This is a genomic window from Brasilonema sennae CENA114 (assembly GCF_006968745.1).
Taxonomy (GTDB): domain Bacteria; phylum Cyanobacteriota; class Cyanobacteriia; order Cyanobacteriales; family Nostocaceae; genus Brasilonema; species Brasilonema sennae.
The window spans coordinates 4,105,245-4,120,845 of the sequence record NZ_CP030118.1; the positions used below are offsets into that span (position 1 = coordinate 4,105,245).

Annotated in this window: 12 protein-coding genes and 1 pseudogene; 7 read left to right on the forward strand and 6 right to left on the reverse strand. The window is 43.0% G+C overall.

The window, feature by feature from the left end; translation table 11 throughout:
• The first annotated feature begins 192 nt into the window (after nt 1–192).
• Nucleotides 193–1,089: a phosphodiester glycosidase family protein gene (locus DP114_RS17525; protein ID WP_171976695.1), complete on the forward strand. Its 897-nt coding sequence runs from the start codon at nt 193–195 to the stop codon at nt 1,087–1,089.
• Nucleotides 1,090–1,158: 69 nt separating this feature from the next.
• A complete protein-coding gene (locus DP114_RS17530) occupies nt 1,159–1,338 on the forward strand; it encodes a hypothetical protein (RefSeq protein ID WP_169267458.1) in 180 nt (59 codons plus the stop codon).
• 235 nt (nt 1,339–1,573) lie between these two features.
• On the opposite strand, the gene DP114_RS17535 is transcribed toward DP114_RS17530, so the two are convergent.
• Nucleotides 1,574–2,542, reverse strand: a complete 969-nt coding sequence (locus DP114_RS17535) for a LysR family transcriptional regulator (protein ID WP_169267457.1) — start codon at nt 2,540–2,542, stop codon at nt 1,574–1,576.
• A gap of 121 nt (nt 2,543–2,663) precedes the next feature.
• Between DP114_RS17535 and DP114_RS17540 the strand changes: the two genes are divergently transcribed.
• The 3 genes and pseudogenes from DP114_RS17540 to DP114_RS36345 form a co-directional block, all read left to right on the forward strand.
• The gene (locus DP114_RS17540) at nt 2,664–3,434 is read left to right on the forward strand and encodes an iron-containing redox enzyme family protein (RefSeq protein ID WP_171976696.1); all 771 of its coding nucleotides are present in this window, start codon (nt 2,664–2,666) and stop codon (nt 3,432–3,434) included.
• A gap of 286 nt (nt 3,435–3,720) precedes the next feature.
• Nucleotides 3,721–4,572, forward strand: a complete 852-nt coding sequence (locus tag DP114_RS17545) for an NACHT domain-containing protein (protein WP_169267455.1) — start codon at nt 3,721–3,723, stop codon at nt 4,570–4,572.
• Between the two features lie 78 nt (nt 4,573–4,650).
• Nucleotides 4,651–4,842 (forward strand): annotated as a pseudogene (locus tag DP114_RS36345) (NACHT C-terminal helical domain 2-containing protein); the annotation flags it as partial.
• Here DP114_RS36345 and DP114_RS17550 read toward each other — a convergent pair.
• The 3 genes from DP114_RS17550 to DP114_RS17560 all read right to left on the reverse strand — a co-directional run bounded on the left by DP114_RS17550 (nt 4,818) and on the right by DP114_RS17560 (nt 6,827).
• Entirely contained in the window at nt 4,818–5,252 is a 435-nt protein-coding gene (locus DP114_RS17550) for a type II toxin-antitoxin system VapC family toxin (RefSeq protein WP_169267454.1), read from the reverse strand. The pseudogene DP114_RS36345 and the gene DP114_RS17550 sit on opposite strands and share 25 nt — an antisense overlap.
• The gene (locus DP114_RS17555) at nt 5,236–5,490 is read right to left on the reverse strand and encodes a CopG family transcriptional regulator (protein ID WP_169267453.1); all 255 of its coding nucleotides are present in this window, start codon (nt 5,488–5,490) and stop codon (nt 5,236–5,238) included. Before DP114_RS17555 ends, DP114_RS17550 begins: the two co-directional genes overlap by 17 nt.
• Before the next feature lie 182 nt (nt 5,491–5,672).
• On the reverse strand, nt 5,673–6,827 hold the full coding sequence (locus DP114_RS17560) for an alanine--glyoxylate aminotransferase family protein (protein WP_171978225.1): 1,155 nt from the start codon (nt 6,825–6,827) through the stop codon (nt 5,673–5,675).
• 406 nt (nt 6,828–7,233) lie between these two features.
• Here DP114_RS17560 and DP114_RS17565 point away from each other — a divergent pair, with 406 nt between their 5' ends.
• Entirely contained in the window at nt 7,234–10,254 is a 3,021-nt protein-coding gene (locus DP114_RS17565) for a sensor histidine kinase (protein ID WP_171976697.1), read from the forward strand.
• A 95-nt stretch (nt 10,255–10,349) separates the two neighbouring features.
• A complete protein-coding gene (locus DP114_RS17570; RefSeq protein ID WP_171978226.1) occupies nt 10,350–12,551 on the forward strand; it encodes a PAS domain-containing sensor histidine kinase in 2,202 nt (733 codons plus the stop codon).
• 194 nt (nt 12,552–12,745) lie between these two features.
• On the opposite strand, the gene DP114_RS17575 is transcribed toward DP114_RS17570, so the two are convergent.
• Both DP114_RS17575 and mnmG read right to left on the reverse strand, forming a co-directional pair.
• Nucleotides 12,746–13,258, reverse strand: coding sequence for a hypothetical protein (locus DP114_RS17575; RefSeq protein ID WP_169267451.1), 513 nt, complete (start codon nt 13,256–13,258; stop codon nt 12,746–12,748).
• A 373-nt stretch (nt 13,259–13,631) separates the two neighbouring features.
• Nucleotides 13,632–15,551 (reverse strand): tRNA uridine-5-carboxymethylaminomethyl(34) synthesis enzyme MnmG, encoded by a 1,920-nt coding sequence (gene mnmG / locus DP114_RS17580; protein WP_171976698.1) that lies wholly within the window; start codon nt 15,549–15,551, stop codon nt 13,632–13,634.
• Nucleotides 15,552–15,601 lie beyond the last annotated feature (50 nt).

Here is a 15,601-nt window from a genome sequence, read left to right on the forward strand (position 1 = left end):
GCTTTACTACGCAAAGAAACTTCTTAGAGTATCACCTTTAAAAAATCCTGATATCGCAACAAAGTCAATCTGAATATCGACGAAGTAGACTAGGTAGACAACTCTTCATCATTTTGTATCAGCTTGTCATCGAGAAGAAGTTGGCATTACAGGTGCTCTATCGCCCAAGAATAGCTTTACTTCCATCAAGCAATGCATTATCGATACACACGGCGATTGTTACTAGCTAGCGGGATAGGTTTACTAGCTCTACTATTATCACCACTGATGTTCTACGGCTGGCGGTGTTTTCTGCGTCCCCCCCGCACGGATATGGAGCAAGTCTTGTTTCGTGGAATTGTTTACAAACGTAATGCTCTTTCGACACCACGTCCAGCAATGATCCACATAGTCACCATTGACTTAAAAACACCAGGAGTTAAACCGTTTGTGACTCCAGGAGAACCAAAACCAAGCGATAGAGAAACAAGCGCACAGAAAACGTCTGATTTTCTGAAAAAATTTAAGCTGCAATTAGCAATCAATACCAGCTATTTCCATCATTTCTACGAAAAGTCCCCTTGGGATTACTATCCTCGCAGTGGTGATCCTTCCCATCCACTGGGCGAGGCTATCTCCAATGGATATCGTTATTCGTCACCCGAAGCAAATTTTCCTGTGTTGTGCTTTTCTGTCCAAAATCGTGTTCAAATCTTGAAAAGTAATAAGTGTCCTGAACGAACAGTTCAAGGTGTTGCAGGGAACCAGCTTTTGGTTTATGACGGTAAGCCAATTAATGAGAGTTCAGAAAAAGATAAGCCGTATCCACGTGTTGCGGCTGCTGTCAATCGAGAAGGGACAAAACTTTGGCTGATTGCAGTAGACGGGAAACAACCACTTTACAGTGAAGGAATTACAATGGCTGAATTAAGAAAAATTGTCGCCAGTTTGGGGGTTCATACAGCACTAAATTTAGATGGGGGTGGATCAACAACACTCGTGATGGGAACCAATAATGGTTCAAAGGTGTTAAACGCTCCAATACATACCAGAATACCAATGCGTCAGCGTCCTGTTGCTAACCATTTGGGATTTTTTGCGGCGGAATGAGTTCTACACTTTCCTTGTTGCGTTAATGGGAATTCTAATTGCAAGACACTCCAAATAGAGGAAAGCTTTATGAAAAAAGATTTTGAAGGAATTGATTACACACAAGCGAAAACTTCAGCGCAAGTCGAGAGTGAAAAGCCAGATTTAGTGCAAACAGACAGGAGTTTTGTTGTCAGAGAAATTGAACACTCCAACAAAGAACAAATCAGATCTATCGATTTAAGCAAACTTGAAGCATTTAACGAGTGAAAGAGCCTGAACTATTGTAACTGGAAGCTTACGACAACAAACAAGGAAATCGTTACCCCACATCGAAACTACTTGAAAAGTAAGTTTTCAAATTTCGTGATCATAAACAAGGAACTCTAAGTTTGAGTGTAATCAGGAAATTTGAAAGTACTCAAAAACAGAATCCAAATTTACCCCCATCTTTCCCATCCACAGCTTTGTAGGTAAGGAGAGTGGGGATTTCTTTTGTTTGATATCAAAAGTATGGTTTTGCTATCTCTTGAACTACCGTGAGGAATTGGCGCAGCAAGATCGAATCGGTCGGTGCTGGCTGTAACAATGCCTTGAGATCTGCCCGTCGCCACACCACCGCAATTGCCCTTGCAAACGGGGTGTCTTGAAGTTCTCGGTACACCACTCCTTGACGTTGAAGCGTTTGCACGTTGTCCGGTAGAATCGAGACGCCTACACCTGCCGCTACTAAGCTAAGGTTGATCACCATCCAAGTGGCTTTGACGGTTTCCAGCAATATTGGCTTGAATCCCCGAAGCTCAAATTGCGATAAGACGACTTCGTAGGAGGGCACTGCATCAAGTGGTGGCAAAATGAGCGGTTCGTGCTTGAGTGCTTCAAGTGGAATGTACTCAAGCGCAGCAAGCGGATGATGTTCTGGTAATGCAACCACAAAGGACTCTTGCACAATCGGGAGAAAGTTCACAGTTGAATCATCTGAGTAAGGATTGGGCAGATGTTCAAATCCAACGTCGATCGAGCCATCCCGTAGTCCTTGCATCATTTCCTCAATCGTCATCGTTCGCAGTTCCAATTCCACATTCGGATAACGATCGCGAAAGGTTTTGAGAATGTCGGGAAGTAAACTATTTGCGATCGCAGTGTTCACCACCACTACCAGCTTGCCAATTTCGCCACGACTCGCTTCCTGTGCGCGTGTCACCGCCTGTTCGAGCGCAGTAGTGGCAATTGTTAGTTCGGCGAGAAACACTTTTCCCGCCGTCGTCAACACTGGAGGGCGACGAGTGCGATCAAACAGTTCTACGCTCAACGCTGCTTCCAATGCTGCGATCGTCTTGCTGAGGTAAGACTGTTCCACATTCAGGCGTTCAGCCGCTTTGCTAAAGCTCTTTTTCTCGCCCGTTTCGGCAACAAGCTCCATAAAATAATGTAGCTGTCGCATTTCAAGCTGATTCCAAGATCGGAGGGACATTGCACATAAATAGTATGATTAAAATGTCATACTAAGATAATCAAAATCCTCTTACTATCATAGTAATAATCTTTTAAGCTTGCTTTCATGAAACCATTACTTGCAACTAGGAGAAAGTTTTATGAAAGAGCCGGCGATCACTCTGACTTCTAGCCGCTTAAATCGAGACATCGAACTACCGCCTGCGGTGAAAGCGCAAGAAGCAGCAATCAGTTCTCGAACAGTCGCTTATTGTGACGAAGTCCTTAATCGCAGCCGTTTTTTTTGCCTGCTCAAAGATTACGCCATTACTCCAGCAATGATGCAATATGCCTTTCTCCAGTATTATTTTTGGCGCGATCAGCTGCATCAGTGGTTTGGCTTGTGCATCGTTAAAGCTGGTAGTTGCACTGATCCAGATCACAAATCTGCCATTATGTCTCTAGCAGATCACACCTTTACAGATTTGCAAGACGATCATAGTGAGATGTATGTGGAATTTCTTCACGAGCTTGGATTGAGTGATACTGAAATTGTGGCAGCGAGGCGAAGTGCTGCAACTACATCGTATGAACGTTCATTTTTCGATGAATTCGGCTACGGAACCGACAACTTTTACGAAGCCCTAGCAGCGCTGAGTGCTAGGGAACTATGCGTGTCAATCCGAAATGCCAGACTTCTTCAATCTTACTTTGATGCTCGTGGCATGAAACACCCGACTTGGTTGAGCTTACACGCGGAATTAGAGGTGAATCATTTCCAAGATTCTATTCGTCCAGTGCTGACTCGTTATGAGGGGGATTCAGTCAAACTGAGTAGCGTAATCAAAGCCGTCGAGCGTGGGATTGATCGACACGTACAATATTTCGAGGATCTGCTGCTTGAGTACGAATCCCAAGCCAATGCTGTTTAGGACACTACTCATTTATGTAAGTGGATTTTGACGATATAGCAGTCCTAAATGATTCGTGAAACTCTCTTTTATTCTCCTCTGCGTCCTCTGCGTCTCTGCGGTTAATTCAATCAAAGCCTTTTTCACAAATCAAATAAGATTGCTATAGTAAAACGGATTTTCACGTCTGTAAGCGATCGCTTCATCCACAGACTACTGCAAGAACATTTTGCCGCAAAAGACTTCGCTATAATCCCGTTATAAAAATAGACAATAACAAGCATACGGCATTTTGCCGTATAGAATAATGAAGTGTGGATTAAGGAATCCCAGAAGAACATACCCCAGTATTCAAAAATATAAAAAAAAGTCTAAATTCAAGGCAGCAAATCCAGTTGATGAGTTGGTGCAACAAGTGCGATCGCGCTGTTGTGAGAAACTTCAAAATCTGTACAGTAAAATTCAATTGTTGAATCGCCAGCAAATCGATGTAGATATACTTTACGTCGATGTCTACGTGCTAGAAAAGTTAACCAGCGAATCATATGCAACTATCCCTAGTTTAATCGAAAGTTTAAACTTACGGGATGACTTTGACCGATTGGGGCTAAGCAAAAGAGGAAAGCGATCGCCTGGTTTAGATGCAGCTACACAATACTCCAGGTTGATGGTGTTAGGGAAACCGGGTTCAGGTAAAAGCACTTTCTTACGACATTTAGCAGTAGCTAATTGCAAAAGGGAGTTTTTAGAGAATTATATCCCAGTTTTTATTGAACTAAGATTTATTGCAAATGTCAGCGAGTTTCACTTGCCAAACTACATTCATCAAGAATTTGGACTAGCAGATAAAAGGCAAACGGAAGAAATTTTGCAGCAAGGCAAGGTTTTGATTTTCTTGGATAGATTGGATGAAATATCCACCCAGCTTCGACGAAAAATACAAGACCAAATTATTTCATTTTCTAGATATTATTATAAAAACCGTTTTGTTATTACTTGTAGAACGCAGACAAGCGAGTATATATTACCGGGATTTGAGTACGTCGAAGTAGCAGATTTTAACCCACGGCAAGTCGAATATTTTGTCCAAAACTGGTTTTTTGCATTGGCTGAAACACAACAACAAGGAATAGAATTGACGGAAAAGTTACAAAGTTGAGATTACCTGAAAATAAGCAAACAGCAGACTTAGCGGTTACTCCTATTTTCTTGAGCTTAACTTGCTACAGAAAAACAAACGGAAGTTTTCAAACGTTACCATACACTCAACTGGATCATACTTGATTGTTTGAATAGTGGTTGCAATGTTAGCCAGGAAGTCAAGCAGGAAATACAGGATACTTTACTATTACCAATCGCCGAAATCGAAAAACGCAAACAATTTGCTTCGCTACAAACAGACGCTCAAGACGGCACTTGCACTCGTTGAGCTAAATCTTGTCCAAGCCGAGTGAAGTGGCTTGGATTCAGCGTGAGTAGTATATCAACCTCAGCTTTGAGAGCAGCTTGAGCAATTAGCGCATCAAAAATTCCGCCACCCGGAAGATTTAGCCTAACCATACAGGCAATCGCTTGTTGGTAATCATCAGCAGTGAGCGGAATTGCTTCAAACAAATGGAGGTTCTCATTGATCAACCGTTGGGCGATCACGGGAGAAATTGGCGGTTTTACAGGTAAGCGAGTCAGAACGGAATAGAGTTCAGCAAGGGTATGGGTTGAGAGGTAGCCATCAATTTCCTTTTCTTGTACCCCTTGCAACCACGGTAGACAAACACCATGTCGAGGATGGCTTACTTCAAACGCTGCTACTAATACAGATGTGTCAAACAGGGCTTTCATAATCTGCGATTAAGCCACTGAGTCGTTCTTCTCGCATTTGATTAACAGAGGTTTCCAGATTGCCAATTGGGGTGGATTGAACGACTAAGGCAGTTCCAACCCGGTATACCTGGGGTTCAGCATTCAGTAAATTTTCAATCGCGGCTTTCAAAAACGCTTCAGGTGTCATGCCCTGTGCTGCGGCTTGAGCTATCAAACGATCTTCAATTTCTGGAGCTAATTCAAGGGTAATTGTCATAGAATCATCCAATCTCCATCGATTTAGAAAAACCGAGTCTTTGCTTAACCTCTTCCCAGTTTGTTTCTATGTTCCTATTGTAGGGGCACAGCAATGCTGTGCCCTCATACTTTACTTTATAAATTAAGCGATCGCAGTTGTTGAAAAAGCATCGTTGTCTGCAGATGCTGGGCAATTATGAACTACCGCTGCTCATGCAAAACCTGTTGCAGTGCTTCTAAAAGTCGATCAACACTTTCCTTACGACTGTTGAAGCCCATGAGTCCAACGCGCCAAACTTGACCTGCGAGTTCGCCAAGACCACCCCCAACTTCGATATTATGTTCATTGAGCAACTGCCGTGCAACTGCTTTACCATCTACTCCTTGTGGAATCCGGACGGTGGTGAGAGTGGGTAATCGGAACTGTTTGTCAACGTGCAAACTCAGTCCAAAGTTCTCTAACCTCTCCCAAAGATACTCTACGTTCTTTTGATGGCGTTGCCAAGAATTTTCTATTCCCTCTTCGGCAATCAAGCGCAGTGCTTCTCGCAGAGCGTAGTATAAGTTAATGGGCGCTGTATGATGATAGGTGCGTTCTTCGCCCCAATACTTGCTCAACAACGTCATATCCAAATACCAGTTCGCTACCTTGGTTTGACGCCGATGCAATTTCTCGATCGCACGAGGACCTAACGTCAATGGCGAAGCACCAGGAGGACAACCCAACCCTTTCTGGCTACAGCTATAAGCTACATCAACTCCCCATTCATCCAAAAGCAAAGGAACTCCACCTAAACTGGTGACAGTATCTATCAACAGCAAACAGCCGAATTCACGACACAACTCACCAACTCCTTCGAGTGGTTGACGTGCTCCTGTGGAGGTTTCTGCATGGACAAGAGCTAAAATAGCTGGACGATGAGTTTGTAGGGCAGTTCGCAACTCATCCAGCGAGAAGACTTGTCCCCAAGGTTTTGTGATGGTTCGGACATCGGCATCATATCGAGAAGCCATCTCAACTAAGCGATTGCCAAAATACCCAGCAACACCAATCAAAACTACATCTGTTGGTTCTATTGTATTGGCGATCGCCGCTTCCATTGCTGCTGATCCTGTGCCGCTGATTGCGATCGTCCACTGATTTTTGGTTTGCCACACGTAGCGTAGCAAAGACTGAATTTCATCCATCAGCTCCAGAAAAGCTGGATCAAGATGCCCAACTGGGGGAGTATTCATTGCTTCCAGAACTGTGGGATGGGCATTTGAGGGTCCTGGTCCCAACAGTAGGCGGGATGGTATCGTCAGGGGTGAAAGTTGTAACCGCTCGTTGTTGTCGATAGAGAGTGTTTGCATAATTATTTTTTCTACAGAACTCCGTACAGTTTATGTTAAGCGTTCGGGTGTTGCCTGCGATGCACTGAGCTTGTCGAAGTGTTCCCTCTTCCCTCTTCCCTAGCGAGACTAGTAACTTCATAAACCAAACCAGATTCCTATAGCAGATTTGATTTGTTGGCTTGACATAACATTCAAATTACGTTAACGATTCTCAAAACTCAGTTTATTTGTTGTTACCCAAATTGCTCTTGTGCGAGTGGTTCATCCAATTGGGTGAATGCGAAATTAAACTGAAAAATATAACCTGAAAGAAGAACAAGTTCGGAAAATTTTGTTTGGCTGGTATCCAAATACAGGAAAAACCGCCAAAGAGCCGATAATGGACTTGCGTGATACATTTATTACTTGATGATAAAAAGGTCAGAGTGTGAATGAAACCGTGAAAGCGCTGCATACACCAAATTCCCAACAAGGAACTTTACCCCTGCTGGAAAAAATTGCTGCCAATTTGCCAGGGATGATTTTTCAATTCCTGAAGCGGCAGGATGGATCTCAGTTTGTGATATATGCCAGTTCTGGGTGTAAAGAACTGTTTGAATTGGAACCAGAAATGCTACAGGCGGACTTTCAAGTACTCAACAAACTGACTCATCCTCAGGATATCAAAGCGTTTGAAGAATCTATTGCTGCTTGTTGTGCTACAGGAGAACCTTGGCATTGGGAAGGTCGCATCATCACTCCTAGTGGTAAACTCAAGTGGATTCAAGGAACTTCTCGCTATGAAAAACAACCATGTGGAGATGTGATTTGGGATGGTTTGCTCATAGATATTACAGATCGCAAGTTGGCGGAGGAAAAATTACGAGAAAGTGAAGCACGCTATAAGGCGATTTTAAATGCTATCCCTGATTTGATGTTTCGCATCAGTCGCGATGGCAAGTATCTTGACTTTAAAGGTGAGGGAGCAAATGTCACTATTCCCAGACATGAAATTGTTGGGAAGACTTTACAGGAATTATTACCTCCAGATGTTGCTTTAAAAAGCCAAGAGGCTATTGCCAAGGCTTTGGATTCAAAAACTTTACAAACCTGTGAATATCAACTGCCAACGCCTTTGGGAATCAGAGATTATGAGGCGCGAGTGGTTGTCAGCGGACAAGATGAAGTTGTGGCAATTGTACGGGATATTACAGAACGCAAACAAACGGAAGTTACTTTGAGAAATTTGGCTCAAAAGTTTGCGACAGTTTTTCATTGTAGTCCTAATCCGATCTCGATCAGCACTCTTGCAGAAGGACGCTACATAGAAGTTAATGATAGTTTTGTCAAACAGTCGGGCTATGAACGAGAGGAAGTTATTGATCGGACTGATTTTGATTTACATATTTGGGTGAATCAAAGCGATCGCACCACTGTGTTACAAGAATTGCAAAAACATGGGGTTGTTCGCAACATGGAATTTGAATTCCGCCGCAAGTCTGGTGAGAGACGTACGGGACTATTTTCAGCCGAAGTCATTCATTTAGATGGCATCCCCTGCTTACTATCAGTGAATCACGACATCAGCGAACGCAAAAAAGCAGAACTTGCCTTACGCGAGTCGGAGGAAAAGTTTTCTAAAGCCTTTTGTTCTAGTCCTAACCCAATTACTATCTTGACTCTTAAAGATGGACGCTACCTTGAAGTTAACGATGCTTTTGTCCAAATCACTGGCTTTTCCAGAGAAGAAGTCATTGGTCGTACCCGCAATGAGTTAAATCTGTGGGTTAGTTGTCATGGTAATACCATAAAAGCGCTAAAAGAGCAAGGATTTATTCGCAATTTAGAAATAGAACTTTACACAAAGTCTGGTGAACTCAGAGTGGCGCTGTTTTCAGCCGAGGTGATTACTTTGGGTGGAGAGCCTTGTATGCTTTGTGTGACCAATGATATAACAGAACGCAAGCAGGCGGAAGAATTACTGCGGCTGTCTTCAAAACGCGATCGCCTCTTAACTCAAACACTATCGCGAATTCGTCAATCGCTGAATCTAGACCAAATTCTGCAAACGACTGTTAACGAAGTTCGGCAATTTTTAGAAGCGGATCGAGTTTTCATTGCGTTGAATGATACGAATCTTTACTCAGGAATCTTTGCTGAATCAGTAGATCCCAAATATCCATCAGTCCTGAATTGGAAAAATGAGGATAAAACTTTTATAGAAGAACTCAAAACAATTTTGAGAAGTAACCGGGTGCGTATAGTAGAGGATACCACAAAAATATCAGGATCCGCGAAATTAAAAGGGCTGTACAAACAATTCCAAATCAGAGCTAACTTAGCTGTACCGATTATGCAAGGTAAGGAATTGTTTGGCGCGTTGATTGCGAACCAATGCAGCAAACCACGCCATTGGAGTGCGATAGAAATTGACTTGCTGCAGCAGATGTCTGAACAAGTGGCGATCGCCATTCAGCAGGCACAACTTTATCAAAAACTAGAGCAATTTAACACAAATTTGGAGCGTCAAGTAGAAGAGCGTACTGCACAGCTACAGCAAAAAATGCTGGAACTCCAAGAATTAAACAGCGTCAAAGATGTTGTTTTGCACACCGTTTCCCATGAACTGCGGACTTCAGTTATGGGTAATTTGATGGTATTGAATAATTTACTTAATAGAGGACAACAAGAAAACACCTCTGTGCGCAAGTCCACGATTTTGAGGGGAGTAAACAAGGCACTCCGGGGAGGACACCCAGAGGTTGAGGGAAATATCCCAAGACTTGGAAACCATGCCTCCGTACTCAAGTTCCCTCGGTTGAGGGGAATGTCTATAGACAAAAATAACTCTTTGTGCTTATCCCCACCTTCTGGGCTAACTGCATTCTCTATCCCAGTATCTGGCTCAATTATTGAACGGATGATTCAAGGAAACGATCGCCAACTGGAAATGATAGAATCACTGCTGGAACTACATTCAAGCGAAGCACAGGGAATTGTCCTCCATCGTGAGGTAGTTTCTTTTCACTCATTGATTGATAAAATGATCAAAGACTTGCAGCCAATGCTGACACAGCAAAAATCAAGTGTGAAAAATTTGGTTGCAGACGATTTACCATCAGTGATTGTCGATCCAGGTCAACTGCAAAAGGTTTTTGTCAACTTATTAACTTATAGTTGGCAACACAATCCACCAGGAGTCAAGTTTACCCTCAAAGCCACAGTTGAGACAGGAAGGATTCGCTTACAGATTCAAGATGACGGCGTGAGTATGAGTAAATTGGAGTGCGATCGCCTCTTCGATTTGTATGTACGCGCACCGCAAGCCCCATGTTCCACAAGAATTGGCTTAAAAATGTATCTTTGTCGGCAAATTATTAAAGCACACGGTGGTGAAATTGGCGTTAGTTGCAACCGGAAACGCGGTTTAACTTTTTACTTCACATTACCTCTAGCAATCTCGTCTTAAGATAATAAGTATCTGATTGAGTTGTTTGGAATTTAAGAGGTGATGAATACAGATCATCCGCAGTCCAAGTTAAATAAGAGGGTGCGATGCCAAAAATGAAGAAGGCAAAAGCCTTCCTTGCTGTGGGAAGATTTGCTCAGAGGTTAAAGGCAACTGTATTTCAAACAGTACAAAAGTCTTGGAAAAAAGCTTCTGTCTTCACCAGTTCTCTACCGAGTTATGCTATCGCATCGGATTACGAAGCTTGGCGCGATCGCTTTTTATGGCAGAGATTACATCTGGCGTTGTGGGTTGCGATCGTCTTAGTCTTGACTTTTGCCTTCCGAGATGTTTACGATGCCTTATTTCACCTCAAGGAGTTGGCAAATATTCCCAAGGAAGCCAAACGCCTTTTTTTTGTCCTGTATGCTGCGATGGTGCTGAGTTTATTAAGCTGTTTGGCTATCCATAAAACTCAATTCGGTCGTCGTTATCCAGGGTTTGTGTTTCTTGGGTTAGGCTGGTCGATAACTATTGTCGAACAAATTTGGGCAACACTCAACAATTTCGCTCTACCAGATATTTTCGCTTGGTTCGTGATGTTCCTTAGCCAAGCCACCCTCATCCCGGTACGCTTTCCCTTACATCTTGTTTCTCAGTTGGGTGTACTGATATATTATTTTGGCGTGAATACAGCACTGGGACTCAAGCAACCGCCACCGGATAGTAATAAGCCAATTTACAGTGTGACGATGAGCTTAGCTCTGTTTTGGTTCTGTTTTATCTGTAATTTTGGCGTTTATCTGTATGATCGTTTGCAACGTTCTGAATTTTCTGCCCACAAAGAACTAGAGACAGCATATCAGAAACTAGGAGCGACAGAAGAAAAATACCGCAGCATTTTTGAAAACGCAGTCGAAGGGATTTTCCAAAGTACACCAGACGGACGTTACATTACGGCAAATCCGGCGCTAGCACGTATTTATGGATATTCTTTTCCAGAAGAAGTCATAGCAAACTTGACTGACATTGAAAATCAACTGTATGTTGCTCCCAATCGTCGTACAGAGTTCATGCGCTTAATTGAAGAGCATGGCAGCGTGTCCGAATTTGAATCTCAAATATATCGCAAAGACGGCAGTATTGTCTGGATTTCCGAAAAAGCATACGCCGTGCGTGATCAAAACGGAAAACTTCTTTACTACGAAGGAGTGATTTCAGATATTACCAAGCGCAAGCAAGTGGAAGAAGCGCTACAGGAACAATTAAATTTTTTACAAGTATTAGTTAATACGATTCCTACCCCTGTGTTCTATCAGAATGCTCAAGGTTTATATGTTGGGTGTAATAAAGCTTTTGAGGAAGACTTCGGTTTGAGTCAAAAGAAGATTCTGGGGAAGACAGTGTATGAAATTGCACCAGAAGAGTTAGCGCAGAAATACTATCAAGCTGATAAAGAACTATTAGAACAAGGGGGAGTTCAAACTTCTGAAGGCTCTGTTATTTATAAGGATAACACAAAACATGATGTCATTTTTTATAAAGCAACTTTTTCCAAGGCAGATGGAACGCTTGGCGGTTTGGTGGGAGTGATTTTGGACATCAGCCAACGCAAACGGACTGAGGAAGCATTACGAGTCTTTTTCCATGCAGTTTCTCATGACTTACGCAACCCAGTATTGGGAACTTTGATGGTGCTGAAAAATTTGCTTTCTCATCCAGAAGAAAAAATATTGCTTCCTCGCTCAATTTTAGAGCGGATGGTGCAAAGTAGCGATCGCCAATTGAACTTAATTAACTCGTTGATGGAAGCCCATGTTAGCGAAGTGCAAGGTATTGTTTTACAACCCCAAACTCTACAATTGCACACAGTGGTCGAAGCTGCGATTGCAGATTTAGAGCCAATGTTGAAAGAAAATCAAGCTTTCCTAACAAATTTAGTTTCAGATGTTTTACCCTCAGTCAATGCCGATTCTACACAACTGTGGCGAGTGTATTCTAACTTAATTGTTAATGCTGTTAAACATAATCCTCCTGGATTAAGTATTACTCTTGATGCGATCGCCCTGGGTGATAAGGTATGTTGCACTGTTGCTGATAATGGTGTTGGTATGAGTCAGCAGCAGAGTCAGCATCTATTTGATCTTTATTTTCGGGGTAATAATGTTCGCAATTCTTTAAGTTTAGGATTGGGGCTGTATCTGTGTCGGCAAATTATTACCGCACACGGTGGGGAAATTGGTGTGAAAAGTGATTTGGGAAAAGGGGCGACTTTCTGGTTTACTTTGCCGTTAGAGGATAGTGTCAAGTCTGCTTAATTATTCAAATCCCCGATTTCGTAAGAATTGTCGGGGATCTTGTTTTTTCACGAATCAAGGTACAGCACAAGGGATCGCATGATCTCCCTCAGGGGTAAACGAAATCTACGATTAGTCAAGAGTCAGAGCGTAAATTTTTCACGATTTGAATAACACTCCATACTAATGACTGATGACTAGAAGTCACCAGAGCATCAATCCGCTGACTGTAAGCACTTCTCTAAGTGTGGCTGCAGTAGACTTTGGTGGAATGATTTTAAAACGAAACGATTGAAAAGTCCAGAGTTTGCTACCCAAATAATGCTAGCAGCGGCTAACCCTGCGGTGACTCCCATCAAAAGCGCTATGCCTCTTCTGCGTTTTGATTTTTTGACTCGTTTTTTTATTAATTTGGGAACCCCTGGAGTCCCGACTCCAACTGGATTCAATGGATTGTTTCTAGGTTGCGCCCCTTCGTGTATAAGGCTGATGAGTGTATCTGGGATTGCACTTGGCGGCGTTGTAACTGTTGGTACTTGAGGAATTTCTTTTTGAGGCAATGGTGTTTGGGAAGGCAAGCGCTCAGAACGATCCAAAATTACATTAAGATCAGCGAAGAGTTCATCCATCAAGCCATCAGCATAGGTTTCTATGGACCAGGGTTCGTTAGGGATGAATTCTTCGGATTGTTCTGGAAGAATGAGATAGGTATTGGCGTTTTGTGACATGGCGTTCTTGACTACTAACTCCTAGCAAGATAATTATTGTTCCCCCTGTGTCCGCGAATAAAACCTGAGATGAAACCCGTCTAATCTCTCGTGTTAAAACAGTTATCAGTTATCAGTTATCAGTTATCAGTTATCAGTTACCAGTTACCAGTTACCAGTTTTCACTGTTCACTGTTCACTGTTCACTGTTCACTGTTTACTGTTCACTGTTCACTGTTCACTGTTAAATATCACGAGTAGATTTCAGGTAGATTTGAGATTCTGATTGAATATGGAGACTGCGAATGATGTCACGGTGTTAATTTCATGTCATCACCGATACTAGTCTCTTCATATTTCACTTATAACTATACTCCCTCTTTTGGAATTGTTTTCAAGCTAACACCGAAAATTCCTTCCCAGATTTGGTTTTATGCAATTCTAGATAAATTAATAAAGCATTCACATCCGCTGGATTCACCCCACCAATACGAGCTGCTTGCCCTATTGTCAATGGTTTAACCTTGGTCAGTTTTTCCCGCGCTTCTTTAGAAAGAGTTTCAATCGCCTGGTAGTTTAAGTCTGCAGGTAACTGGCGGTGTGCTTGACGGGCAATTTGGTCAATCTGATTTTGTTGTCTTTGCAGGTAGCCAGAATACTTGATGTCAATTTCTGCACCTTCTTTTTCCGCACGTTCAAGATTGGGGTTTCCCAGTCCGTATGTGTTGAGATCTACGTAATGAAATCCCGGACGGCGTAACAAGTCAGCTAGGGTAATCGAACCTTTGATTGCTTGTTGTGTGGTTTGGGCGATCGCCTGCCCAATTTCATCATGTTCCTTCACCCGTGTCCCATACAACCGTTCTTTTTCCGCCGCAATCTTTTCTTGCTTGCGAGTAAAAAGTTCCCAACGTCGGTCATCAATTAAGCCGATTTCCCGTCCTAATGGTGTCAACCGCTGGTCGGAATTATCAGAACGAAGTATCAATCTATATTCAGACCTGCTCGTGAGCATACGGTAAGGCTCCCGTAAGTCTTTGGTACACAAGTCATCAACCAGTGTACCGATGTAACTTTGCTCACGGGCAAAAACAATCATTTCTTGACAGCGAGCAAAGCGAGCAGCATTAATTCCAGCAACAAGCCCTTGAGCTGCCGCTTCTTCGTATCCTGTTGTGCCGTTAATCTGTCCAGCGCAGAACAGCCCTTCTACCTTTTTCGTCATCAGCGTGGGATAACACTGAGTCGCAGGTAAATAATCATACTCTACAGCATAAGCTGGGCGGAGCATAACGCACTTTTCCAACCCAGTCAGACTCCGTAACATGTGGAGTTGCAAATTTTCCGGCAACCCTGTAGAAAACCCTTGAATATACAGTTCCGGAATATCTCTTCCTTCAGGTTCAATAAAAATTTGGTGGCTTTCCTTATCAGCAAAGCGGACTATCTTATCTTCTATACTGGGACAATAACGTGGTCCTTTGGCATCCACCCATCCGCCATAAACTGGTGAAAGTTGCAGATTTTCCTGAATCAAGCGATGCGTTTCAGGTGTCGTGCGCGTGATATGACAAGGAAGTTGTTCGCGTTCTACCCAAACTTCTGGGTCAAAGCTAAACCAACGGACATCTTCATCTCCAGGCTGTGGAATCATCTTACTGTAGTCAACAGACCGTTTGTCTACTCGTGCCGGGGTTCCTGTTTTCAGTCGTCCTGTTTCAAACCCCAAACGATTGAGAGTTTCCGTCAAACCGACAGCAGCAAATTCTCCAGCGCGTCCTGCCTCCATCGACTTATTACCAACCCAAATCCGTCCCCCCAAGAACGTCCCCGTCGTCAAGATAACTGCTTTGCACTCAAACGCCACACCAAAATATGTTTGAACACCAACCACTTCATCGTTTGCGCCCAACACCAAATCTGTGACCATTCCTTCGCGGATGATTAAGTTGTCTTGGTTCTCGACAATTCCTTTCATTACCGCTGCATATTCTCTTTTATCTGTTTGAGCACGCAACGCCCAAACAGCAGGTCCTCGCGAAGAATTTAGAATACGCTTTTGCAAATAAGTCCTATCTGCTATTTTGCCAATTTCTCCGCCGAGTGCATCCACCTCATGAGTCAACTGCGATTTCGCTGGACCACCCACTGCTGGGTTACAGGGTTGCCAAGCAATTTTATCCAAGTTGAGTGTCAACAGCAAAGTTCGACAGCCGAGGCGTGCAGCAGCAAGGGCGGCTTCACAACCAGAGTGACCTGCACCGACGACGATGACATCATAAGCGTCTTGGAATTCAATAGTGTGCATGGTCATACTTTAAACAAGCATATAGTCAATTTCAATATTAGCTGATAGAGTGCTTG